The following is a 23,489-nucleotide window of genomic DNA, read 5'->3' as shown; positions in this document are numbered from 1 at the left end:
TATGAATCCTGGATATGAAATTGGTCACCGTTATCGGATAATTCGTTCGCTTGGTGAAGGTGGAATGGCGAATGTTTATTTGGCTCATGACATAGTATTAGACCGCGATGTTTCTGTAAAATTATTACGGCTTGATCTACGTGATGATCCAAATACTAAGCGACGTTTTCACCGGGAAGCAATGGCCGCAACCCAGCTTAATGACCCGCACATCGTCGGTATTTATGATGTTGGTGAAGACCATGGCTTGCAATATATGGTTATGCAATATGTAAAAGGCACCGACTTAAAGGCTTACATCAAGAAGCATTACCCTATTCCATTGCCGCAAGTTATTGATATTATGGAGCAAGTGCTTTCTGCTGTTGCAACTGCCCATGCTCACGGAATTATCCATCGTGACTTAAAACCGCAAAATATATTGATAGATGAAAATAAAAATATAAAGATTACAGACTTTGGAATTGCTGTAGCTGTATCGCAAGATTCTTTAACGCAAACTAATACCCTCATGGGGTCTGTCCATTATTTGTCTCCAGAACAAGCACGCGGAAGTATTGCAACAAAACAGTCTGATATTTATTCACTGGGAATTATCTTATTTGAATTGTTAACAGGTAAGGTTCCGTTCGAAGGCGAGACTGCTGTATCGATTGCACTTAAACATTTCCGCGAAGAAATTCCGTCAGTTCGTGAACAAAATAAGCAAATTCCCCAGTCGTTAGAAAATGTAATAATTAGAGCTACTGCTAAGGAACCGGCAAATAGGTATAATTCGGTTGCTGAAATGGCAGCAGACTTGAAAACGGCTTTAGCTCCAGAACGGGCAAATGAACCACGATTAAAACTCCACCAAGACGATAATGGTGAGACTAAAGTATTAGATATAAAAAGTTTAAAAAAAGATGATAATCGGTTTTCTGAAGTAAAGTCTAAGAAGCGAGCATCAACGAAACCAACAAAATCATGGTGGAAGAAATATGGGATTATCTGTGGTAGCATAGTCATTATAGCTGGACTGCTATTTGGTAGTTGGTGGTTTTTTATTCGCCAAGTGATTACTCCAGATGTTGAAGGAATGCCAGTTGTAAAAGCTGAACGTAAATTACACCGGCAAGATCTTCGGATTGGAAAAATTACGCGGATAAACAGTCAGACGGTTGATAAGAATCATGTTGTTAAAACCAGTCCTGGTGCTAGCCGTAAAACGCGTGTAAGTACGCCCATCAACCTAGTAGTAAGTGCGGGAGTAAAGCAGTGGCAGATGGCTGATTATGTTGGCGATGATTATTCGACAGTTGCAGCCAATTTGCAACGAAAGGGTTTTCAAGTCCATAAAGAAAATATCTATTCAGATGATGTAGATAAAGGACAAATTATTAAACAAAACCATAAAAAGGGATCGATTATTAAGACGGCTTCCGATACAGTTGTATTTCAGGTTAGCGCTGGTAAGGAACCAATTAAAATCCCTAGTTTTAAAAATCAAGATATCAGTGCCGTTCAGCAATTTGCTAATAAAAATAAGCTGCAGTTAACGACACAAGAGAAAAAGTCAAAAACAATTGCAACTAATCATGTAATTAGTCAAACCCCACGTGCGGGGTCAACCTTAAACCATGGTGATACGCTTACGGTTTCAATTGCTAATTCTGGCAATCAGACAAAAACGACAAATATTCAGATTAATATTCCGTTTGATGGGAATGGTGGTCAGCTTGAAAATCGGGTTCAAGTATATATCCGTGATGCTAACCATAACTTAACAATGGAATACCAAGATATTACAATCAACCAAGAAACTACGATCAATGTACCATTTACACTTAAGCAGGGACAAACTGGCGCTTATCGGGTTGTGCGTAATGGTCGAACAATTATGAGTGCAACAAATATTACAGGATAATGGAGGTGCAGCTTGAAAACGGGAATCATTCAACAATCATTAAGTGGATTTTATGATATCTTCGCAGATGGCAAGATTTATAGGACAAGGGCACGCGGTAATTTTCGGCAGCGGAAAATAAAACCGGTGGTTGGTGACCATGTTGAATTTAGTGCAGAGAACCAGCAGGAAGGTTACTTGCTAAAAATTCTGCCTCGTCGTAATCAATTGGTAAGACCACCGGTTGCTAATGTTGATATGGCAGTGGTAGTTACATCAGCAAAAGAACCGGCTTTTTCTGCTAATTTATTGGACCGGCAATTAATTGCTTTAGAAGCACAAAAAGTTGAACCGGTGATTTATTTCTCAAAGACTGATTTATTAAGTGAAGAGGAATATCAGCAGCTTTTACCAATAATTGAAGGGTATCAAAAAATAGGTTATCAGGTTTTTGCTAACCCCAACCCTTTTGAGCCTCACCAATTGTTATCACTGATGTCGTGCTTAAAAGGCAAAATTGTAACGATGATGGGTCAAACTGGCGCTGGTAAATCAACCTTGCTTAACCACTTAGCACCACAGCTTGAACTTGCAACTGGTGAGATTTCACAAGCCCTGCAACGGGGACGTCATACTACTCGCAAGGTCAGCCTGTTAGATGTTAATGGTGCATTGATTGCTGATACACCTGGTTTTTCATCATATGAAACTTTTGATATGACTGTTAATGATTTGCCGTTTTTATTTCCTGAAATGGCACGTCTTGCTTCAAATTGCAAGTTTCGTGGCTGTCTTCATTTAAAAGAACCACAATGTGCTGTGAAGGAAGCATTAAACAATGGTATAATCATGAAGAGTCGGTATGATGATTACGTTCAGTTCCACGAATTGATTGCTAATCAGAAACCAAATTATAAGAAATGAGGGAATTAGGATGATTAAAGTTGCACCATCAATTTTAAGTGCAGATTATGTCAATTTACAAAAAGATATTGAAAAGGTTGATAAGGCTGGTGCACAATACTTGCACATCGACGTAATGGACGGTACATTTGTTCCAAGTATCTCCTATGGGCCTGGCTTCGTTAAGGCAATTCGTCCAATTACGAAGATGGTTTTGGATGTTCACTTGATGGTTGAACAACCAGAACATATTTTGCCAATGTTTATTGATGCCGGTGCTGATATTATTGGTGTTCAAGTTGAAGCTACTCAGCACATTCACCGGGCCCTTCAAATTATTAAAAACGGTGGTGTAAAAGCTGAAGTTGTTATTAATCCAGGGACGCCAGTTGCAATGATTGAACCGGTATTACACATGGTAGATCAAGTATTGGTTATGACTGTTAATCCTGGTTTTGGTGGCCAAAAGTTCCTACCAGAGACTGTTGACAAGATTGCACAATTAAACGCAATTAAAGAAGAAAAGGGTTATAACTTTGATATCGAAGTTGATGGGGGAGTTAACGACAAGACGGTTGCTGATTGTTACAAAGCTGGCGCAACAGTTGCCGTAGCTGGTTCATATGTCTTTAATGCTGAAGATCCTGCAGAACGCATTAAGGCGCTTGAAGACGCTACAAAGTAATTTAGCTAAGGGGCTGGGAAAAGCAAAAGTTTTTCTCAGCCTTTAGCTCTTTTGTAAACAAATATTCAAAATAACGTGGAATTATAAACTAGCATCTACGTCGTTAACGTGCTAATTTCCGCGTTTTTAATTTTACGAGGTTAAAATGAGAGTAAATGTACTTGTGGGTGGACCGCTTGCGATGGTTCCGACTAATCTAATTAAAGAGCGGGCAAATGAGAAATGGGTAGGTGTAGATCGGGGAGCAGTCACCCTTTTGAAGATGGGAATAATTCCAGCCATTGCTGTCGGTGATTTTGATTCAATCACTGATATGGAATTGCAAGGATTAGAGGATGCACTTTATCAAGTAAAAGTTTACCCGCCGGAAAAAGACTATACCGATACTCAATTGGGAATACGATTTGCGACTCAAGGTAACGTTCCAGATGAAATAGACGTTTTTGGCGCAACTGGCGGACGCTTAGACCACCTATTAGCAAACTTGTTTTTACCACTACAAGCTGAATTTAAACCATACTTAACACGGATAAAAATAATTGACCGGCAAAATGTGATGGCCTATTATCTTCCTGGGGCACATACAATTACTCACCTAAAAGGGAAAAAATATTTAGCTTTTGTTAACTTGACCCCCGTAAAGAGACTGACTTTACTAGATGAAAAATACCCATTATTAGACTGGGACAGTGAAATTCCGTTTTCATGGACTAGTAATGAATTTACGGCCAAAGAAAATCATTTTTCATTTCAAAAGGGGATCGTTGCCGTAATCCAGTGCAGTGATCCGCTAAAAATCGGCAATTAGGAGAATAAAATGCCTGTCAAGGAAAATTACTTGAAAGAAAAATCTTGCATTGTGGCGGTGCCTATGGTAGATTAATTAGGTGAGTTATATCGCAGTTTTGCGTAAACGAAAAAATATGAAACAAAGAGGAGGGTACCACCAATGGCTAAAGATTTTATCAACGGTAAACGGACGCAATTTGGTAACAAGCGTTCCCACGCCCTTAACTCAAGTCGGCGTAGCTGGAAGCCTAACTTGCAAAAGGTAACCATTTTAGTTAATGGTAAGCCTAAGAAGGTATACGTTTCAGCACGTACACTGAAGTCAGGTAAAGTGACTCGGGTTTAATTAAAAATGATGCCGTCCAGTTGGGCGGCTTATTTTTATATTAATATAATTAACCCCCTTGATCACTTTGAGAAATATGCGGAGGTTACTTTTTTACTGAAATATGCTATGGTATGATGGTATTGATTTAATTGTGAGCTTTATTAAAATTATCTTTATAAAGTTCAGTAATAACACAGTGGATATTTTTAACACTGGTATTTTATAAGGAGGCCATGACGATGGCAGTAAAAATCAAAACTAAGTCAGGGACAATTGACATTGATAACGATGTTATTTCATCAGTTGTTGGTGGTGCTGCTACTGATAACTACGGTGTTGTTGGAATGGCAAGTCGAAACCCGTTGCGGGATGGAGTAAATCAAATTCTTCGTCGTGAAAATTTTGCTCGCGGAGTTGTTGTTCGACAACAAGATAATGGCGTAGCAGTTGATGTTAATATTATCGTTGGCTATGGCACTAAAATTTCAGAAGTATCAAAGAGTGTCCAAGCAAAAGTAAAATATAATCTTGAAACAATGCTCGGTATCACGGCTAACTCAGTAAATGTATGTGTCCAAGGTGTACGGACACTAGAAGATTAAAAGAGCATTGGGGAGGAATTTCGAATTGGCTGTAACAAAAATTACGAACCTTGAGTTTGGCAAGATGGTCCAAGCGGCCGCAGATAAGCTTGGCAAAAATGCCGAATTTATTAATTCATTAAATGTTTTTCCGGTTCCAGATGGTGATACGGGGACAAATATGACTTCTTCAATGGCTAGTGGTGCTAAGTATGAGCGTAACGAAACTAGCAAGAAGGTAGGTGACCTTAGTGCAGCCTTAGCTAAGGGCTTACTAATGGGGGCACGTGGTAATTCAGGTGTTATCCTATCGCAGATTTTTCGGGGCTTTGCAAAGGCAACGGCTGGGATGGAAGTCCTATCTGCTGCAGATTTTGTTAATGCATACGCAAATGGTGCTAAGACTGCTTATAAGGCGGTGATGAAGCCAACTGAAGGGACTATTCTGACAGTTGTTCGTGAATCTGCCCAAGAGGGTTTAAATAAGATCAAAGAAACTGACGATCTTGTTGAAATTATGCATGCAATCTATGAGGCAAGTGAAAAGGCGCTGAAAAAGACCCCTGAACTTTTACCGGTCTTAAAAGAAGTAGGAGTTGTTGATTCTGGTGGACAAGGGTTAGTATTTGTCCTGCGTGCATTTGATGAGGCTTTAAGCGGGCGAGTAGATAAGAGTGAAGACTACAAACCAGATAATGCTGAGATTGATGAGATGGTCCATGCAATGGATCATCAAAGCGTCCAAGGTAAGCTTAATCCAGAAGATATTAAATATACCTACTGTACCCAAATGTTAGTGCGGATTGGTAAAGGTAAGCAGGTTACCCAAAAGTTTGATTACGATACTTTTTATAACTATTTAGCTGATCTTGGTGACAGTCTTCTTGTCTTAAATGATGACCAAGTTGTCCGCGTTCATGTGCATACGGAACATCCAGGTAAAGTATTATCGTGGGGACAACAGTTTGGTGACTTACAGACAATCGAAATTCATAATATGGTTTGGCAACAAGAAGAAATCATGGAAAATGATGAAGATAATGCTAAAGATGAATCGCCAATTGAAAAAGCTAAAGCAGCTGCTGAAGCAAAGAAAGAGATTAAAACTGCTGTTATCGCAGTAGCGTCTGGTGAGGGGATTGCTAAGTTATTAAAGAGCCTTGGTGTTACTCATATCATTACGGGTGGTCAAACGATGAATCCAAGTACCCAAGATATTTTAGAGGCAATTAATAATAGTGGTGCCAAACAGGCATTAGTACTTCCTAATAACGGAAATATCTTTATGACGGCAGAACAGGCTGCTGATGTGGCGGATATCCCTACCAAGATTGTCCATAGCAAGACGATTGCTCAAGCTATGAGCGCATTGCTAGAATATAATCCAGAGGCAACTTTAGATGAGAATCAAGCCAATATGGAAGGAAACCTAGACACGGTTGCCAGTGGGGCTGTTACCAATGCAGTTCGGGATACGACAATTGATGGCCGTGAAATAAAGAAAGACGACTATATGGGGATTGTCGACGGTAAAATTGTTGACACAGATCCTAACTTAAAAGAAGCAGCTATAAAAATGGTTAAGGCAATGCTTGATGAAGACAGTGAAATTGTAACGATTTTATTTGGTGCTGATGGTGACCAAGCAACTGCTGATGCAATTAAAGCTGCAGTTGAAGAAGTAGATGATGAATTAGATATTCAAATTTATGATGGTGGTCAACCAGTTTATCCATACTTAATTTCTGTTGAATAAGATGTTACCAATAGATTAATTAAAGCAAAAGAGCAACACTAGCTAGCAAATTATAATGCGGACGGTTTAGTGTTTGTATTTAGCCTTGAGTCTGGTAGTTTCTTCATAATGAAAAAGAGGCTGAGAAAAAACTTCTTTGTTTTTTCCCGGCCTCATTTTTAACTATTAGCTGTATGTATAAAGAGGTGAGAGGAAGTGCGGAGCTTAACGGATTCGGTTGCCGCCTTGAAGGGTGTTGGGCCTAAAAGGGTATCTGATCTTGCAACCTTGGGAATCGATACAATTGAAGATCTGTTAACTTATTATCCGACCCGTTATAATGACTTTACACCTACTGATATTGCAGGTGCAAAAGACAAACAAAAAATTACATTGCAGGGGATTGTTGTTTCTGAACCCCTATTAACTCGCTATGGCTATCGGCGAAATCGCCTTAGCTTTCGGGTACAGGTAGGGCAGGAAGTAATTATGGCTACTTTTTTTAATCAACCCTACATAAAGAAACAGGTGGCGATTAACCAGCAAGTAACGCTGATGGGTAAATGGGATGCTCCTCGCCGGCAAATAACCGCCAACAAGCTAATTAAAGAGCAAGCTGATAGCCGTAATGAGTTTGGTGCAGTCTATTCAGTTAATAAGCATATCCGACAAAATATTTTACAAAGTTTTATTCGGCAAGCTTATGAAGAATACGGTAATATAATCCCAACTTATCTGCCAGAAACGCTGCGGCACCGCTATCGGCTTATGGATCGGCGCCAAATGATTAAGGAGATTCACTTCCCACAAAATCAAGCAACCGCCAAAGCTGCTCGGCGCACCGCTGCTTATGAGGAGTTTTTTCTCTTTCAATTACGTTTACAGGCTATTCGGCGGGCCCACCGCCAGGAAAATGGTAATCGTATTTTATACCATAATGATGAGTTAAAAGAATTTATTGCGGGTTTACCATTTGAGCTAACTAATGCCCAAAAGAAAGTTGTTAATGAAATCTGTCGGGACATGCGGCAGCCATACCAAATGAATCGTTTGCTTCAAGGGGATGTTGGGTCTGGAAAGACGGTTGTCGCCGCGATTGCAATTTATGCAGCAGTAACTGCAGGTTATCAAGCGGCGTTGATGGCCCCCACAGAAATTTTAGCAGCTCAGCATGCTGAAAAATTATCACGTGTTTTTGAAGGAACTCATGTCCATGTTGCACTTTTAACTGGTTCGCTTACTGCAAAACAGCACCAGAGCTTAGTAACCGCCATGAAACGTGGTGATGTAAACTTAATAATTGGCACCCATGCTTTGATTCAAGATGATGTTGAATATGCTAACCTAGGCTTAGTAATAACTGATGAGCAGCACCGTTTTGGCGTTAATCAACGTCAACGGCTTCGGGAAAAGGGGGAGCACCCAGATGTTTTAGCGATGACAGCTACCCCAATTCCCCGCACTCTGGCGATTACTAATTATGGAGAAATGGATGTTTCCGTCATTGACCAACTACCGGCAGGACGAAAACCAATTCAAACTCAATGGCTAAAGTCTAACCAGCATGCTGAAGCTATTCACTTTTTGCGGGATCAATTAAAAAATGGTGCGCAAGCTTATATTGTTAGTCCATTAATTGAGGAGTCTGCGGCCTTAGATGTTCAAAATGCAACCGCCCTTTTTCAGCAATTGTCAGCCGATTTACAGCCTGACTATAAGGTCGGCTTATTGCATGGACGAATGGGGACAGATGAAAAAGATACCACGATGCAACAATTTAAGGCTGGCGATCTCCAGGTTCTTGTTGCAACAACGGTTATTGAAGTAGGGGTTGATAATCCCAATGCGACAGTGATGGTTATTTATGATGCTGATCGCTTTGGACTGGCCCAGCTTCACCAATTGCGCGGGCGAGTAGGACGAGGAGATCGTCAGAGCTATTGCTTGCTAATTGCTGATCCTAAGACTGACGAAGGTAAAGCACGCATGAAAACAATGGTTGCCACGAATGATGGATTTAAAGTAGCAGAACAAGACTTAAAACTGCGTGGTTCTGGTGATATTTTAGGTAAAAAGCAATCAGGGATGCCAGAATTTAAAGTGGGAGATCCGATTGCTGATTTAAAAATGCTCCAAATAGCACGATCTGATGCTGGTAACCTATTAGCAACGCCTAACTGGGATGATGTTGATGAAAACCAACCGCTTGTGTTGTATCTTAAACGACATGAACTAGAAACACACTTTGATTGAAAGGAAGAATATATTATGAAAATTGCAGTTGACGCAATGGGTGGCGACAATGCGCCGCAAGTAATCATTGAAGGGGTTGAACAGGCTCGTGACCTTTATCCAGACCTTGAATTTGACCTCTATGGTGATTTAGAAAAGGTTAAGCCCCTCATAAAGAATAATGATCGGTTAAACGTCATTGCCACTACAGAAGAGATTACTATGGGAGAAGAACCTGTTCGAGCTATTCGCCGCAAAAAAGATTCTTCGATTGTTCGAGCAGCAGCTGCCGTTAAAGAAGGAAATGCAGATGCCTTTTTCTCAGCAGGGAATACCGGGGCAATTTTGGCGGCCGGGCTTTTTATTGTTGGTCGAATCAAAGGGATCGATCGTCCAGGATTGACCAGTATTTTACCGATTGCCAAGCCAGAATCATCTCGTCACAACTTTGTCTATTTAGATACAGGTGCAAATGCAGAAAGTAAAGAAAAAAATCTCGAACAGTATGCATACCTTGGTAAATTCTACGCTGAAAATGTACTAGGGGTCGCTAATCCGCGAATTGCACTATTGAATAATGGAGCCGAAGAAGATAAGGGCGATAAATTACATAAAGATGTTTGGAAGATCCTTAACGGAAAAGATGATTTAAATTTTATCGGTAATATCGAAGCGGGAGACTTGTTATTTGGCAAAGCTGATGTTGTTGTAAGCGACGGTTGGACAGCTAATGCAGCGTTAAAGGCAACTGAAGGAACGGCGAAGATGATGATGACCTTGATTAAGCATGGAATCCTTCATGGGGGGTTACGTGCTAAGTTAGGCTATTTAATGTTAAAACCGACGTTCCACCAAATTGGACAAAAGATGAGTGCTTCTACATATGGTGGAGCTGTCTTATTGGGCTTGAAAGCTCCCGTGGTAAAAACACACGGTTCATCAGATGCAATAGCAGTAAAAAATACTATTAGTCAAATTAGGACGATGCTTAAAACCGGTGTAATTGAAAAAACAGTCGAATTTTTTGATGATTCTACAAATCTAGACAATTCGGCAAAAAACGAATAGAATAAATAGCGAACTAGTAAAGAGAGGTTAATAATGATGGCTGATAATAAGAAAAAAGAAATCTTTAATAAGGTTTCAGAAATCGTTGCCGATCATTTTGATGTTGATCGGGCCAAAATTACTGATGATTTAAATTTAAAAACAGATTTAGATGCTGATTCAATCGATTTTGTTGAATTTGTGCTCGAATTAGAGGATACTTTTGGCGAAGAAATTGATGATGAAGATGCTGAAAAGCTCAGCACAATTGGTGAAGTAGTTGACTATATTGCTGAACATACTGCGAATTAGCAGCTAGCTCAAGTGATAATTGGTTAAAGAAGACCCAGAATATTGAGAGATCAATGTTCTGGGTTTTAATAACTCCTTAATATTCATTAATTTTCTCTGCGGAAACGCAGGTTGTCTAGTATAATAGGCGGTAGACATTTTATTAGTATTTAGTCAATAATGAAAGGAATTTTTTATGATCGAAGAATTACAAGACTACCTGGCCAAGGAATTTAATATTCATTTTGATAATCCATCCTTATTAGCTGAAGCTTTTACACAAGCTTCATATGTAAATGAACATCCGAACCAAGGATTAAAGTTTTACGAACGGATTGAATTTCTTGGCGATGCCGTGTTGGAACTGATCGTTTCAGAATACATCTACAAGCGTTTTCCAGAATTACCGCAAGGAAAACTTACTCGTTTAAGAGCAGCAATGGTTTGCGAAGATAGCTTTTCAAAATTTGCTAAAGAATGTCATTTTGACCAATATATTCGGCTTGGTCATGGTGAAGAGATGGCTGGCGCGCGACAACGTCCCGGTCTTCTTTGTGATATTTTTGAATCCTTCATTGGTGCCTTATACTTAGACCAAGGGCGTCCTGCGGTTGAAAAGTTTGTTCAACGAATTATTTTCCCGAAGCTTGATATGGGCTGGTTTGATCACGCAGTTGATGCCAAGACTAGTCTCCAAGAATTTTTGCAACGTGATGGAGATATTGATATCGAATATCACTTGTTAAAAGAAAGCGGAACGGAGAACGATCCCGAGTTTAATGTAAATGTTACGGCTAATGGGAAGGTCATTGGTGAAGGTACGGGGTCCTCAAAGAAACATGCAGAAATGCAAGCTGCCCAACAAGCACTTGATAAGCTGCGTAATAAAAATAAATAGTAAGTAGGAATAACTGATGCAATTATTGTCATTAACTTTAGATGGGTTTAAATCGTTTGCCCAAAAAACAACAATTAAATTTGAGCCTGGAATGACGGGGATTGTTGGTCCTAACGGTAGTGGAAAAAGTAATATTATCGAGGCAATCCAGTGGGTGATGGGTGAACAATCCGCGCATCACCTACGTGGAGACAGGATGGCTGACGTTATTTTTAATGGGTCATCAGATCGTAAGCCGCTTAATCGTGCACTGGTTTCAATAACTCTTGATAATAGTGATCATTATCTTGCTAGTGATTTTACGGAATTAACGATTACGCGGAAAATCTACCGCAATGGTGATAGCGAGTATTTACTTAACAATCAGCACGTTCGCTTAAAGGATATTACTGATTTATTTATTGATTCCGGATTAGGACGTGAGTCGTTCTCAATTATCTCTCAGGGTCGGATTGAAGAAATTTTTAATGGAAAATCAGCGGACCGGCGGGGAATTATTGAAACTGTTGCCGGAGTTGCTAAGTATAAAAAGAATAAAGAAACTGCAGAAAAGCGGTTAGCAACGACGATGGAAAACCTTAACAGGGTGAATGACATTATTAGTGAGCTGGAAAAGCAAATCGAGCCATTAGAAGAACAAAGTGCAATCGCGCAGGACTATTTAGAACAAAAAAAGCAATTTGATGTTTTAGATTGGACTCAAACTGTGCGTCATTACGACAATTATCACCAAAAGTTAGTCAGTTTAGGGGATAAGCTAAAACAAGCAAATGCGATGGTTGACGATTACAAGCGTCAAGCAGATCGGGATAGTCAACAATTAGATAAGCTCAAACAGCAGCGGCGTGAATTAGCGGCGACAAAGGACCGTTTACAGGCAATAATCCTTAATCAGACCGAGGCGATTGCTAAGCTTCAAAGCCAACAGTCGGTTTCGAGTGTACGTCGTGAACAGCGCGAAAACGAACGCCAACGGCTTAACGGACAACAAGAAGAAATAAATACACAACTCCAAAAGCTTAAAAAGCAGCAAATAGAAGTACAAGCGCAGATTGATAAGCAGCAAACAGCAATTAAGAACCATCAAGACGAACTTGCGACTGCTAAAAAGATGAGCAGCAGTGAACGAATTGCCAAATTGAATCAAGAAGTAGATGAGTTGCGAAATCAACAAGTTGACTTAATGCAACAAATTACAACAATTCATAATCAACAGTCTTTCCTATCTCGGAATCATGAGCAAGCAGTTGTTTTACAGCAGCAAAGCAATGCCGAAATGACGACGGCCAAAGATGAATTAGAAAAGACACGCCAGCAATATAGTGCAAGTGAAGTCGCAGCCACAAAATTGCATGAAGCAGTTATTGCTGCTGAAGAAAAATTAAAACAAGCGCAACGCCGGCACGATACATTAGCGCAACAATACCAAAGCAAACAACGAAAATGGTATCAATCATTAGGTGATGTTCGGTCACTTAAATCGCGGATTAATGCCTATAAGTCGATGGCCGATGAATATAGCGGCTATTATCGGGGAGTACAAAGCGTCCTTCGCCAACGGGAGCAATTTCCAGGATTAGCAGGGGCTGTTAGTGAGTTGTTGGAAGTACCTGCTAATTACACGATTGCCGTTGAAACAGTACTGGGGAGCCAATTACAGCAACTAGTTGTTGATCGGCAAGTCACTGCCAAAAAGATAATTAACTTTTTGATAAAAACACGGGCAGGCCGAGTAACAATCTTACCGCTTGACACCCTTAATCAGCGTCGTCCGTTGAATATTTGGCAACAATTAAACGAATTACCGGGATTTTTAGGGCGGGCAACGGACCTTATTAATTATGATCCGCAATTTCAAATAATTGCTGACCATTTGTTAGGGACAACGGTAATCGCCGACACCCTTGATCATGCTGCCACAATTGCTAAGGCCGGCCGGCACCTAATCCGCGTTGTTACCCTTGATGGACAACTAATCAATGCTAGCGGAGCGATGACTGGTGGAGCAACTAAAAATCAGCGCGCAGGTTTGTTAAGTCAAAGACAGATGGCAAAACAATTAGAAAATGAGTTAATTAAACAACAGCAACTTGCAAGTACGCTAGAACAAGAGGTTGCTAAATTGCAACATGCACAGCAAGCAAATGATCAAGTTATTGCTGACTATCAACAACAATTACATGAGCAGCAAACCGCCCTTCATGAGGCGCAAAGCAACTGTCGGCTTATCTCAAGCAAGCAAGAGACATTGACTAACCGAGTTAAGACGTTAGAATTGCAAGCTCAACAACAGGGAACCCAGTATCAGGATTATGAGACGCAAGCACATGATAATGAAGTACGAGAAAAACAAACTCATCAAGCTTTAGAGGATACCAAAGCTAAAATTAAAACAATCCTTATACAAATTGATGAGTTACAAAATAGTGAATCTGCTCAGGCTGAACAGCTGGCCCAAATGCAACAATGGCTGGCAGTTGCCGAAGAACGGCTGCAACAATCTCTTCGACAAAAGAAAGATTATCAGCAACAAATGCGGGCTGCCCAATCCTCACTTCAAATAGTAGTCGCAGACTTGGCCCGCTTAACGCACGAGTCAAAAAATCAGTCGACAAGCGAGGAATCGACTCAATCAGCGCTTAACGCGGCAAATCAAGAGCAAGAGAAGGCTAAACGGCAATTAACTGATAATGGGATCAGTCTTGACCAGCTTGAACAACGTCTTTCCAAAGCGGAAGCACACCATGATCGGTTACAAGAATTGCAACGCGCAGCTCTGGACGATCGAAACAGTTTGAATGAAGAACGTGTAAAGTGTGAAGCAATGATCGACCAATGCCTTAACCGCTTAACTGATCAGTATTCAATGACAATTGATGAAGCGCGTAAGCAAATGAGTTCACTTGATGATGAGACTTTACACACGCGGCTGAAGTTGTTGAAACGGGGACTCGATGATTTGGGGCAAGTAAATACCGGGGCGATTGAGGAATATGAACGTGTCCGTGAACGGTATGATTTTCTAAAGGGACAACAAGATGACCTTTTAGCTTCACGAAGCCAGCTTAATCAAACAATGGGGGAGATGGATGCACAAGTAAAAGAACGGTTTATCAATACCTTTAACCAAGTTTCAGCAAAATTTGATGAAACGTTCCAACAAATTTTTACTGGTGGTCATGCTAAACTAGTATTGACTGATCCTCATGACCTATTAACCACCGGGGTTGATATTATGGCCCAGCCACCAGGCAAGAAGAATCAGCACTTATCCTTACTATCAGGTGGTGAACGGGCTTTAACCGCCATTACGCTTTTATTTGCGATCCTTAAAGTTCGACCAGTACCGTTTGCTATTCTTGACGAACCGGAAGCAGCCCTTGATGAGGTAAATGTGCAGCGATTTGCAAACTACCTTAATCAGTTTGGGACAACGGGACCGCAATTCATTGTGATAACCCACCGTAAGGGTACAATGATGGGCGCTGATGTTCTGTACGGGGTAACCATGCAAGAATCTGGAGTATCAAAGATGGTTTCAGTCGATGTCGTGGATACCCTCAAAGAAGATAACGATTAATTTTTATTAGGAGGCATCAATATGGGATTATTTGATATTTTCCGTCGCCATAAGAAAAAAGAAGAACAAGTTACTAATGAAGCTAGCGCTGATGCACATTCTGCGACACCGGCAAGCGAGAGTGAACTAGCAAGTACAGCATCGTCAGTACCAGAAAGCGATCAGCCAGCATCTTCTGCTGAAAGTGAAGTGAAGGTGCCGGTAAATATTCCACCAGCGGTGAGTCGGGAAGAAAAAATCAATGCTGATGGCACCCATGAGGTAATTCATGATGGAATTGAAAATGGCATTGGCGAAAGCGAAAGTAAGCCCGTTAAATCTTCAGCCGATTCAACAATCGCTGAGCAATCAGAAACGGAAAATGATGACCAGATAACAACCGTGGCAAAAAGCTCTAGCAGTATTAATGAGGAAGAAGTAACTGAGGATGAAAAGCCAGCAGCTACCCCAGCTACTAATGCTCAAAATGATGAACCTGCTGCAAATACAGTGGCGTTAAACGATCAGCCTGCAACTGTTGAAGATAATCAGTCAGCAACACCAACGAGTGATGAATCAGCTACCGCAGCAAAAGATGAAACCACAGAAAAATACGACCGTGGCTTGGAAAAATCACGGTCAGGGTTTGGCGCCCGCCTAAATAAATTTTTAGCTAATTTCCGTCATGTGGATGAAGACTTTTTTGATGATCTTGAAGATATGCTAATTGAGTCTGATGTTGGCTATGATATGGCAATGAAACTTAGTGATGAGTTGCGTGAAGAAGTTAAATTGCAGAATGCCAAGAACAAGCAAGACGTTTCCAACGTTATTATTGAAAAAATGGTTGACCTTTACGACGAAGCTGGTCAAGATGAGAATCCTGATTTAACAATGGCAACGCAAGGTCCGACCGTTATTATGTTTGTTGGGGTTAATGGTGCCGGAAAGACCACCACAATTGGTAAAATGGCGGCATTATTTAAGAAGCAAGGAAAGAAAGTTCTTCTGGCAGCTGCTGATACCTTCCGGGCTGGTGCTACTGAACAATTGGATGTCTGGGCGCAACGCGATGGTGTTGATATTGTTACGGGACCGGAAAATGGCGATCCAGCAGCAGTGGTCTTTGATGCAGTTAAGAAAGCTAAAGATGAAGATTATGACGTTTTGTTTGTTGATACGGCAGGACGGTTGCAAAATAAAGTTAACCTAATGAATGAGCTTGCCAAAATGAAGCGGATTCTTACGCGTGAAATACCATCGGCTCCTCATGAAGTTTTGTTAGTCCTCGATGCAACGACTGGTCAAAATGCCCTTAATCAGGCAAAATTGTTCAAGGAAAGTACTGATGTTACGGGAATTGTACTGACTAAACTTGATGGAACTGCCCGAGGAGGAATTGTTCTTGCAATCCGTAACGAACTACACTTGCCAGTTAAGTATGTTGGGCTAGGAGAAAAGGTTGATGACTTGCAGAAATTTGATGCTAGTGACTTCGTCTATGGCTTATTCAAGGGACTTGTCGAAGTAGACTAAGTAGGTGGTTAGATGGAAATTGAAAAGAACTACCGAATAAATTCGCTATTTGAGTTTTATCAACCATTATTGACGAAAAAACAAAATGATTATCTAGAGCTTTATTATGGTGATGATTATTCACTGGGTGAGATTGCAGAAAACTTTAATGTTAGTCGTCAAGCAGTCTACGATAATATAAAGCGTACGGAAAGTATCTTAGAAGATTATGAAGCTAAATTGCATCTATATGCTGAATTTCAAGTTCGAAATCAGCAGGCGGATCGGATTCAACGATACGTTCATGAAAACTATCCGAATGATCAAACCTTAAATCATTTAGTAAATCATTTGGAAAGCTTGGAGGAAGAATAAATGGCATTTGAAGGTTTAACAGATCGTCTGCAAAAGGCGATGGAAAAATTACGGCGAAAGCCAAAAGTTACTGAAGCAGATCTTCGGGAGACAATGCGTGAAATCCGCCTTGCCCTTTTGGAAGCCGACGTTAACTTTAAAGTTGTTAAGGACTTTGTAAAAACGGTTCGTGAAAAAGCTGCTGGTGCGGAAGTCTTAAAGGGACTAAATCCTGCCCAACAGATTGTTAAAATTGTTAATGAAGAATTAACTAAATTAATGGGGGAAGAAGCAGTTCCTCTTAATAAAGCTCCCCATATTCCAACCGTTATTATGATGGTTGGTCTTCAAGGTGCTGGTAAAACAACGACTGCTGGTAAGTTAGCATTACGGTTAAAAAACGAAAATCATGCGCGGCCAATGTTTATTGCGGCCGATGTGTACCGTCCAGCTGCGATTACCCAGTTACAACAAGTAGCTGACCAAATTGATGTTCCTGTTTTTGAAAAGGGAACCGATGTTGATCCAGTTGAGATTGTTCGTGAAGGGATGGAGGTTGCCAAGCAAAATCATAATGATTACGTCATTATCGATACAGCGGGGCGTCTACAAATTGATGAGCAATTAATGGATGAGCTGGCAAATATTAAAAAACTCGTTGAACCAAATGAAATTTTGCTGGTTATTGATTCAATGACGGGACAAAATGCTGTTAATACCGCGCAAGGATTTGACGATAAGTTAGATATCACCGGGGTTGTTTTAACTAAGTTAGATGGTGACACCCGTGGCGGGGCTGCCATGTCAATTCGTGCTGTTACCGGTAAGCCGATTAAATTTGTCGGTGAAGGTGAAAAAATGGAAGACCTCGATGTTTTCCACCCGGATCGAATGGCATCACGAATTCTCGGCATGGGCGATATGATGACGCTGATTGAAAAGGCTCAAAAGAATTTCGATGAAGAACAAGCCCAAGAAACCATGGATAAGATGCGTGAAAATACGTTTGATTATAATGATTTCTTAGCCCAAATGGACCAGGTCACTAAGATGGGGCCACTTGAAAATATTTTAAAAATGATGCCAGGAATGGCTAATAATCCGGCGTTAAAGAATATTAACCTTGATCCGAAGCAATTTGCGCATATTCGGGCAATTGTCCTTTCAATGACTCCAGAAGAACGTGAGAATCCTGACTTGATGAATCCAAGCCGCCGTCGTCGATTAGCAGCTGGTGCAGGACGGCCAATTGTTGAAGTTAACCGAATGATTAAACAATTTAATCAAATGCGGAAGATGATGAAGCAGGTAACAAATGGTAACCTCAACGGAATGCAGAATATGTTTGGCGGTCAGATGCCGGGTGGCAAAATGGGTCAAATGGCGATGAATAGGATGGCGCGAAAGATGAAAAAAGATAAGCAAAAGCGAATTAAAAAACTGCGTAAACTACGCAAAAAGAAATAATTTTGAGAAAATTTAAGCCTGTCAAGAAAAAATACTTTACATTCTATTTGAACACTGGTATATTATTATCTGTTAAAAGAAATCAGGGAGGTGCAAAGAATGTCTGTTAAAATTCGTTTAAAGCGTATGGGTTCAAAGAAGCGTCCATTTTACCGGATCGTTGTAGCTGACTCACGTGCTCCACGTGATGGTCGTTTTATTACTGCTGTTGGTACTTACAACCCATTGACTACTCCTAAAGAAGTCAAGTTTGATGAAGACGCTGTTATGGAATGGTTACAAAAGGGTGCTCAACCTTCAGATACTGTTCGTAACATGCTTCAAGCAGCTGGCGTTATGAAGAAGTACCACGAAGCTAAGTACGCAAAGAAGTAGTGATAGTTAATCATGGCTGAGACAAATGTAGAGTCGTTAATTCGTAGTTTAGTGACCCCGCTATTAAAATATCCGCAAGCATTGTCAATTTCTCAGAATAATGATGGACGTTATCATCATTACATAATCAGTGTCGACCAGAGTGATGTTGGTCGCTTGATTGGTCGGCAGGGACATGTTGCAGCGGCATTGCGGACGGTAGTCGAGGGTGCTCAATCTCGACGGGCTAACTCTAAGCGCGTCCGGTTATTGATTAATGACCATCGTCACTAAATTTAAAACTCCCACACTAATCTGTGGGGGTTTTTGTCTTTTTTGGAGGAAAAAATGAAATATTATAATGTCGGTAAAATTGTAAATACGCATGGCGTTCGTGGTGAAGTGCGGGTTCTCGCAACGACTGACTTTATCAATGAACGTTTTGCACCGGGAACCACCTTATACTTGCAAGAGGAAAAAGAACCCCTTGCACTAGAAATCGAGAAAGCGCGTCAACACAAGGGCTTTATTTTAGTGAAGTTTAGGGGCTACGACAATATTAATGATGTTGAAAAATTTCGCGATCATGAATTAATGGTGAGTGCAGAAGATCAGCAACCACTAGAAGATGGTCAATATTATTATCACCAAATTATTGGCCTAAATGTTGAAACAATGGATGGCCAACAGCTAGGCAAAATTAAAGAAATCTTGTCCCCCGGCGCTAATGATGTTTGGGTTGTTGAGCGCCCAGATAAAAATGATTTATTATTGCCAGTGATTGATGATGTTATTAAGGATGTTGACCTTGCTGCGAAAGTGGTCAAAGTGGAATTGATGGAGGGACTGGAATAATGCGAATTGACATTTTAAGTTTATTCCCTAATATGTTTCAAGCTACTCTTGGCGAGTCAATTATTGGTAAAGCACAGGATAATGGCTTTTTAGATATTAATGTAACTGATTTTCGCCAGTATACTACCGATAAACACAATCATGTTGATGATGCGCCATTTGGTGGTGGTGCGGGGATGCTATTACAGGCACAGCCAATATTTGACGCCATGGCCGCTGTTGAGGAACAAACGAAAGGGCAATATTCTAAAGGGCGCGTGATTTTAATGGATCCGGCAGGACGTAAATTTGATCAGGCCTATGCTAAAGAATTAGCTCAAGAGGACCACCTAACCTTTATTTGTGGTCACTATGAAGGTTACGATGAACGGATTCGCCAGTTAGTTACTGATGAGGCTTCTCTTGGTGACTATGTATTGACGGGTGGAGAATTAGCGGCAATGGTTATGATCGATGCTACGGTCAGGTTTGTTCCAGGGGTTCTTGGCAACATGTCCTCTCCAATGGGTGACTCATTTAGCAATGGGCTTTTGGAATATCCCCAGTATACCCGTCCTGCTGATTTTCGTGGAATGAAGGTACCAGAAGTGTTAACGAGTGGGAACCACCAAAAGATTAAAGAATGGCGGATGCGGGAGTCGTTGCGAAGGACCCTGCATCGCCGTCCTGACTTGCTGGAAAATGCAAAACTTAGTCGGGAACAGCAAATAATGCTGGAAGATATTAAGCTTGATGAAGATCCGACTGTTCCAGATTAGGGTGATGTGGATGAAAAAATTTATTAAACGTTTATTTCTTAAGCAAAACCCAAAAGTGTATCAAGAAAAGGACGCTCAACTGACACCAAGCTTACATACAAAAGACTTGATTGGGCTAGGAACGGGAATGGTTGTAGGAACGGCAATTTTTACCTTGCCAGGAATCGTGGCTGCTGACCATACAGGACCAGCTGTTCCGTTAGCATTCATCGTGGCAGCAATTGGTGCTGGTTTGTCGGCCTTGGCTTATGCTGAGACATCATCAGTATTACCATTTGCTGGGTCTGCTTTTTCGTGGATTAATGTTCTTTTTGGCGAATTTTTTGGCTGGATCGCGGGTTGGGCCTTACTTGCTGAATATTTTATCTCTGTGGCCTTTGTGGCTTCTGGTTGGTCAGCATACATGCAAGGATTTCTCGGTAGTTTTGGTATTAAGTTACCACCGGCTTTAGCAGGAGGATTTAATCCCCATACTGGATCTTATGTTGATATATTGGCTGCCTTTGCTATCCTAATCGTTGGGGCATTAATTTCTCGGGGAGTTCATCAAGTTAGTAGGATTGAAAATCTAATTGTGAGCGTTAAGCTGTTAGTTATCCTAATGTTTATTGTTGTTGGCGCTACGGCAATTCATCCGCAAAATTACGTTCCCTTTTTACCAGCTCATCAACCGGGAACAACTTTTGGTGGGTGGCAAGGAATTTTAGCAGGGACGGCCCAAATATTTATTGCTTATGTTGGTTTTGATGCAATTGCGGCTAATACAGCAGAAACGGTAAACCCTGAAAAAACGATGCCACGTGGTTTAATTGGAACGCTACTATTAGGAACGGGTTTCTTTATCGCAGTTTCGCTAGTGTTAGTGGGGATGTTTAAATATAGTCGCTATGCTAATAATGCTGAACCGGCTGCCTGGGCGCTCCGCCAATCAGGACACTATATAACTGCCAACTTGTTATCGATAGTCGCAATTGTCGGGATTTTTTCAGCCTTAATTGCTATTTTGCTAGCTTCTTCACGGCTTATCTACGCGTTTGGCCGTGATGGCTTATTACCTAAAACGCTTGGCCAAATTGATGAAAAACATGTTCCTAATCATGCTTTATGGATGATTACTGTGTTGGCGATGATTCTGGGTTCTGTCTTCCCATTTACATTTTTAGCCACCCTTGTCTCAGCAGGAACGTTAGTTGCCTTTATCTTTGTTTCTCTAGGGATTTATGCGTTGCGTCCGCGTGAGGGGGTTGACTTGCCGCCAGCCCAATTTAAGATGCCGTTATATCCCGTCCTACCAGCAATCTCCGCAATATTTTCCGCAATAATCTTTTGGGGATTGAATACTGACGCCAAAATTTTGATGGTCGGCTGGTTTGTTATTGGTTTACTTATTTATTTTGTTTACGGGATTCGTCATTCGATTATTAATCAGGAAAACCATTAATTTTCCCTTGAAACAGTATAAAAAAACGTGTATAGTATTTATTGGCTGTTTAGCTATGAATAACGGTGTTCCGCTGCCCACATACGGACATGAATGTCGGCGAAAGGAAAGAAATATATTATGCGTCAAAACAAGTTAATCGAAAAGATTACTGCTAGTCAATTACGGGATGATATTCCAGAATTCCGTGCCGGTGATACTGTTCGGGTTCACGCACGAATCGTTGAAGGTTCACGTGAACGTATCCAGATGTTCGAAGGTGTTGTTATCAAGCGCCACGGTGCTGGTATCAGTGCTACTTACACTGTACGTAAGATCAGTAACGGTGTTGGTGTTGAACGTACTTTCCCAGTTCACTCACCACGTGTTGACAAGATTGATGTTCTTCGCCATGGTCGTGTACGTCGCGCTAAGCTCTACTACTTACGTGAACGTACTGGTAAGGCTACTCGTATCGCTGAACGTCGTCGCGATAACTAGTAGTGGAGAGTCTCTGCAATTGCAGGGGCTTTTTATTTTTAAATAAAGTTCCTTATTGCTCACTTCGATCTTTTATCATATAGTAAGAGCGGTATTATAAATTTTAGTGATTGGGGTGAGTTGATGAAGGACTATGAAGAATTGTTCCAAAAAATCGATCAATGGGCGCACGAACGTGGTATTGATCATGCTGATCCACGCGTTGAGTTTATGAAGATGGTCGAAGAAATGGGTGAACTGTCGGATGCGTATAATAAAGAAAATCATGCTAAACTAGTTGATAGTATTGGGGACCTCCAAGTGGCATTATTAATTTTTTGCAAACTGATCGGGGTCGACCATTATCAGGCGGTTGAAACTGCTTACCACGAAATTGAGAACCGCATAGGCAAGACAACAGCAGATGGTGTTTTTATCAAGAAAAGTGACATAAAATCAAGTGATGAAAAGGGGAAACAATAGTGAAATTTATTTCATGGAATATTGATTCAATTAATGCCGCATTAACCGGAACCTCGGTGCGTGCGGGTGAGACACGGGAAGTTTTACAAAAAATAGCAACACTAGCTCCTGATGTGATTGCAATTCAAGAGACAAAGCTATCTAAAAATGGACCTACCAAAAAACATTTAGCTGTTTTAGAAGAGCTTTTTCCTAAATATGAAGTTATCTGGCGTAGTTCCGAAGAGCCTGCGCGCAAGGGATATGCAGGAACAATGTACTTATATTTGAAACAGTACGCACCAGTAGTAACATATCCTAAGATTGGGGCACCGGCGCCAATGGATGATGAGGGACGTATCATTACCCTTGAATTTCCTGACTTTTTCGTTACGGAAGTCTATACCCCTAACTCTGGTAACGGTCTAAAGCGGCTTGCGGAGCGGCAAGTATGGGACGATCGTTATCGGGAATATTTGCAGAAACTAGACCAGCAAAAACCAGTGATTGCTAGTGGTGATTTCAATGTTGCGCATGAGGAGATTGACTTGGCACATCCAGCTAACAATCATCATTCAGCAGGTTTCACTGATGAAGAACGGGAACATTTTACTAAATTGCTGGCGGCTGGATTTACTGATAGTTTTCGTCACCTTCATCCAGATGAAAAAAGAGCATACTCATGGTGGGCGCAACGGGTGATTACTAGTAAGCAAAATAACTCTGGCTGGCGGATTGACTACTGGTTGGTAAGTAATCGACTAGCTGATAAGGTCACTTCTTCAGGAATGATTGATAGCGGTGAACGTCGTGACCATACGCCAATTGAGATTGATATTGACCTATAGAAAAAGAAACTGCAGGTATCTTATGGCACTATGTCCCGTCAAG

Annotated in this window: 23 protein-coding genes; all 23 read left to right on the top strand. The window is 40.9% G+C overall.

The window, feature by feature from the left end; translation table 11 throughout:
• Nucleotide 1 precedes the first annotated feature (1 nt).
• Entirely contained in the window at nucleotides 2-1,906 is a 1,905-nt protein-coding gene (gene pknB / locus DTK66_RS06010) for a Stk1 family PASTA domain-containing Ser/Thr kinase (RefSeq protein WP_191668084.1), read from the top strand.
• Between the two features lie 12 nt (nucleotides 1,907-1,918).
• Nucleotides 1,919-2,809 carry a ribosome small subunit-dependent GTPase A gene (gene rsgA, locus DTK66_RS06005; protein ID WP_153930085.1) on the top strand — a complete coding sequence of 297 codons (891 nt, stop codon included), beginning with the start codon at nucleotides 1,919-1,921 and terminating at the stop codon, nucleotides 2,807-2,809.
• Nucleotides 2,810-2,819: 10 nt separating this feature from the next.
• Nucleotides 2,820-3,473 carry a ribulose-phosphate 3-epimerase gene (gene rpe / locus DTK66_RS06000; protein ID WP_153930086.1) on the top strand — a complete coding sequence of 218 codons (654 nt, stop codon included), beginning with the start codon at nucleotides 2,820-2,822 and terminating at the stop codon, nucleotides 3,471-3,473.
• A gap of 145 nt (nucleotides 3,474-3,618) precedes the next feature.
• On the top strand, nucleotides 3,619-4,281 hold the full coding sequence (locus tag DTK66_RS05995) for a thiamine diphosphokinase (RefSeq protein ID WP_191668083.1): 663 nt from the start codon (nucleotides 3,619-3,621) through the stop codon (nucleotides 4,279-4,281).
• A gap of 141 nt (nucleotides 4,282-4,422) precedes the next feature.
• Entirely contained in the window at nucleotides 4,423-4,608 is a 186-nt protein-coding gene (gene rpmB, locus DTK66_RS05990) for a 50S ribosomal protein L28 (RefSeq protein WP_003663833.1), read from the top strand.
• 221 nt (nucleotides 4,609-4,829) lie between these two features.
• The gene (locus tag DTK66_RS05985; RefSeq protein WP_003663831.1) at nucleotides 4,830-5,192 is read left to right on the top strand and encodes an Asp23/Gls24 family envelope stress response protein; all 363 of its coding nucleotides are present in this window, start codon (nucleotides 4,830-4,832) and stop codon (nucleotides 5,190-5,192) included.
• Nucleotides 5,193-5,217: 25 nt separating this feature from the next.
• Entirely contained in the window at nucleotides 5,218-6,927 is a 1,710-nt protein-coding gene (locus tag DTK66_RS05980) for a DAK2 domain-containing protein (RefSeq protein WP_191668082.1), read from the top strand.
• A 195-nt stretch (nucleotides 6,928-7,122) separates the two neighbouring features.
• Nucleotides 7,123-9,159 (top strand): ATP-dependent DNA helicase RecG, encoded by a 2,037-nt coding sequence (gene recG / locus DTK66_RS05975; RefSeq protein ID WP_191668081.1) that lies wholly within the window; start codon nucleotides 7,123-7,125, stop codon nucleotides 9,157-9,159.
• A 15-nt stretch (nucleotides 9,160-9,174) separates the two neighbouring features.
• Entirely contained in the window at nucleotides 9,175-10,206 is a 1,032-nt protein-coding gene (gene plsX, locus DTK66_RS05970; protein ID WP_153930089.1) for a phosphate acyltransferase PlsX, read from the top strand.
• Between the two features lie 36 nt (nucleotides 10,207-10,242).
• Nucleotides 10,243-10,497, top strand: coding sequence for an acyl carrier protein (gene acpP, locus DTK66_RS05965; RefSeq protein WP_153930110.1), 255 nt, complete (start codon nucleotides 10,243-10,245; stop codon nucleotides 10,495-10,497).
• Between the two features lie 175 nt (nucleotides 10,498-10,672).
• Nucleotides 10,673-11,374 (top strand): ribonuclease III, encoded by a 702-nt coding sequence (gene rnc, locus DTK66_RS05960; RefSeq protein ID WP_153930090.1) that lies wholly within the window; start codon nucleotides 10,673-10,675, stop codon nucleotides 11,372-11,374.
• Between the two features lie 16 nt (nucleotides 11,375-11,390).
• Nucleotides 11,391-14,954: a chromosome segregation protein SMC gene (gene smc / locus DTK66_RS05955; protein ID WP_191668080.1), complete on the top strand. Its 3,564-nt coding sequence runs from the start codon at nucleotides 11,391-11,393 to the stop codon at nucleotides 14,952-14,954.
• A 21-nt stretch (nucleotides 14,955-14,975) separates the two neighbouring features.
• Nucleotides 14,976-16,469: a signal recognition particle-docking protein FtsY gene (ftsY, locus tag DTK66_RS05950; protein ID WP_191668079.1), complete on the top strand. Its 1,494-nt coding sequence runs from the start codon at nucleotides 14,976-14,978 to the stop codon at nucleotides 16,467-16,469.
• Between the two features lie 12 nt (nucleotides 16,470-16,481).
• Complete coding sequence (locus tag DTK66_RS05945) at nucleotides 16,482-16,823, top strand: putative DNA-binding protein (RefSeq protein ID WP_153930093.1); 342 nt, start codon at nucleotides 16,482-16,484, stop codon at nucleotides 16,821-16,823.
• Nucleotides 16,824-18,269 carry a signal recognition particle protein gene (gene ffh, locus DTK66_RS05940; RefSeq protein ID WP_153930094.1) on the top strand — a complete coding sequence of 482 codons (1,446 nt, stop codon included), beginning with the start codon at nucleotides 16,824-16,826 and terminating at the stop codon, nucleotides 18,267-18,269.
• A 99-nt stretch (nucleotides 18,270-18,368) separates the two neighbouring features.
• On the top strand, nucleotides 18,369-18,644 hold the full coding sequence (gene rpsP, locus DTK66_RS05935) for a 30S ribosomal protein S16 (RefSeq protein WP_153930095.1): 276 nt from the start codon (nucleotides 18,369-18,371) through the stop codon (nucleotides 18,642-18,644).
• 12 nt (nucleotides 18,645-18,656) lie between these two features.
• On the top strand, nucleotides 18,657-18,917 hold the full coding sequence (locus DTK66_RS05930; protein ID WP_191668078.1) for a KH domain-containing protein: 261 nt from the start codon (nucleotides 18,657-18,659) through the stop codon (nucleotides 18,915-18,917).
• A gap of 54 nt (nucleotides 18,918-18,971) precedes the next feature.
• Entirely contained in the window at nucleotides 18,972-19,478 is a 507-nt protein-coding gene (rimM, locus tag DTK66_RS05925) for a ribosome maturation factor RimM (RefSeq protein WP_191668077.1), read from the top strand.
• On the top strand, nucleotides 19,478-20,236 hold the full coding sequence (trmD, locus tag DTK66_RS05920; protein WP_153930098.1) for a tRNA (guanosine(37)-N1)-methyltransferase TrmD: 759 nt from the start codon (nucleotides 19,478-19,480) through the stop codon (nucleotides 20,234-20,236). The genes rimM and trmD overlap by 1 nt, the downstream gene beginning before the upstream one ends.
• A gap of 10 nt (nucleotides 20,237-20,246) precedes the next feature.
• Complete coding sequence (locus tag DTK66_RS05915; RefSeq protein WP_191668076.1) at nucleotides 20,247-21,677, top strand: APC family permease; 1,431 nt, start codon at nucleotides 20,247-20,249, stop codon at nucleotides 21,675-21,677.
• 120 nt (nucleotides 21,678-21,797) lie between these two features.
• Nucleotides 21,798-22,157 (top strand): 50S ribosomal protein L19, encoded by a 360-nt coding sequence (rplS, locus tag DTK66_RS05910; protein WP_153710673.1) that lies wholly within the window; start codon nucleotides 21,798-21,800, stop codon nucleotides 22,155-22,157.
• 123 nt (nucleotides 22,158-22,280) lie between these two features.
• Entirely contained in the window at nucleotides 22,281-22,619 is a 339-nt protein-coding gene (locus DTK66_RS05905) for a MazG-like family protein (RefSeq protein ID WP_191668075.1), read from the top strand.
• On the top strand, nucleotides 22,619-23,446 hold the full coding sequence (locus tag DTK66_RS05900) for an exodeoxyribonuclease III (protein ID WP_191668074.1): 828 nt from the start codon (nucleotides 22,619-22,621) through the stop codon (nucleotides 23,444-23,446). The genes DTK66_RS05905 and DTK66_RS05900 overlap by 1 nt, the downstream gene beginning before the upstream one ends.
• Nucleotides 23,447-23,489 lie beyond the last annotated feature (43 nt).

The sequence above is a fragment of the Limosilactobacillus walteri genome (assembly GCF_014830205.1).
Lineage (GTDB): Bacteria > Bacillota > Bacilli > Lactobacillales > Lactobacillaceae > Limosilactobacillus > Limosilactobacillus walteri.
Note: the sequence above shows the minus strand (reverse complement) of the source record. Positions and strands in the feature narration are given on the sequence as shown.

Coding starts and splice junctions, on each gene's coding strand:
- trmD (WP_153930098.1), top strand. CDS start 19,478: ATGCGAATTGACATTTTAAGTTTATTCCCTAATATGTTTCAAGCTACT.
- ffh (WP_153930094.1), top strand. CDS start 16,824: ATGGCATTTGAAGGTTTAACAGATCGTCTGCAAAAGGCGATGGAAAAA.
- plsX (WP_153930089.1), top strand. CDS start 9,175: ATGAAAATTGCAGTTGACGCAATGGGTGGCGACAATGCGCCGCAAGTA.
- rpe (WP_153930086.1), top strand. CDS start 2,820: ATGATTAAAGTTGCACCATCAATTTTAAGTGCAGATTATGTCAATTTA.
- rpmB (WP_003663833.1), top strand. CDS start 4,423: ATGGCTAAAGATTTTATCAACGGTAAACGGACGCAATTTGGTAACAAG.
- DTK66_RS05985 (WP_003663831.1), top strand. CDS start 4,830: ATGGCAGTAAAAATCAAAACTAAGTCAGGGACAATTGACATTGATAAC.
- rimM (WP_191668077.1), top strand. CDS start 18,972: ATGAAATATTATAATGTCGGTAAAATTGTAAATACGCATGGCGTTCGT.
- smc (WP_191668080.1), top strand. CDS start 11,391: ATGCAATTATTGTCATTAACTTTAGATGGGTTTAAATCGTTTGCCCAA.
- rplS (WP_153710673.1), top strand. CDS start 21,798: ATGCGTCAAAACAAGTTAATCGAAAAGATTACTGCTAGTCAATTACGG.
- DTK66_RS05915 (WP_191668076.1), top strand. CDS start 20,247: ATGAAAAAATTTATTAAACGTTTATTTCTTAAGCAAAACCCAAAAGTG.
- pknB (WP_191668084.1), top strand. CDS start 2: ATGAATCCTGGATATGAAATTGGTCACCGTTATCGGATAATTCGTTCG.
- rnc (WP_153930090.1), top strand. CDS start 10,673: ATGATCGAAGAATTACAAGACTACCTGGCCAAGGAATTTAATATTCAT.
- acpP (WP_153930110.1), top strand. CDS start 10,243: ATGGCTGATAATAAGAAAAAAGAAATCTTTAATAAGGTTTCAGAAATC.
- ftsY (WP_191668079.1), top strand. CDS start 14,976: ATGGGATTATTTGATATTTTCCGTCGCCATAAGAAAAAAGAAGAACAA.
- DTK66_RS05945 (WP_153930093.1), top strand. CDS start 16,482: ATGGAAATTGAAAAGAACTACCGAATAAATTCGCTATTTGAGTTTTAT.
- rpsP (WP_153930095.1), top strand. CDS start 18,369: ATGTCTGTTAAAATTCGTTTAAAGCGTATGGGTTCAAAGAAGCGTCCA.
- DTK66_RS05905 (WP_191668075.1), top strand. CDS start 22,281: ATGAAGGACTATGAAGAATTGTTCCAAAAAATCGATCAATGGGCGCAC.
- DTK66_RS05995 (WP_191668083.1), top strand. CDS start 3,619: ATGAGAGTAAATGTACTTGTGGGTGGACCGCTTGCGATGGTTCCGACT.
- DTK66_RS05930 (WP_191668078.1), top strand. CDS start 18,657: ATGGCTGAGACAAATGTAGAGTCGTTAATTCGTAGTTTAGTGACCCCG.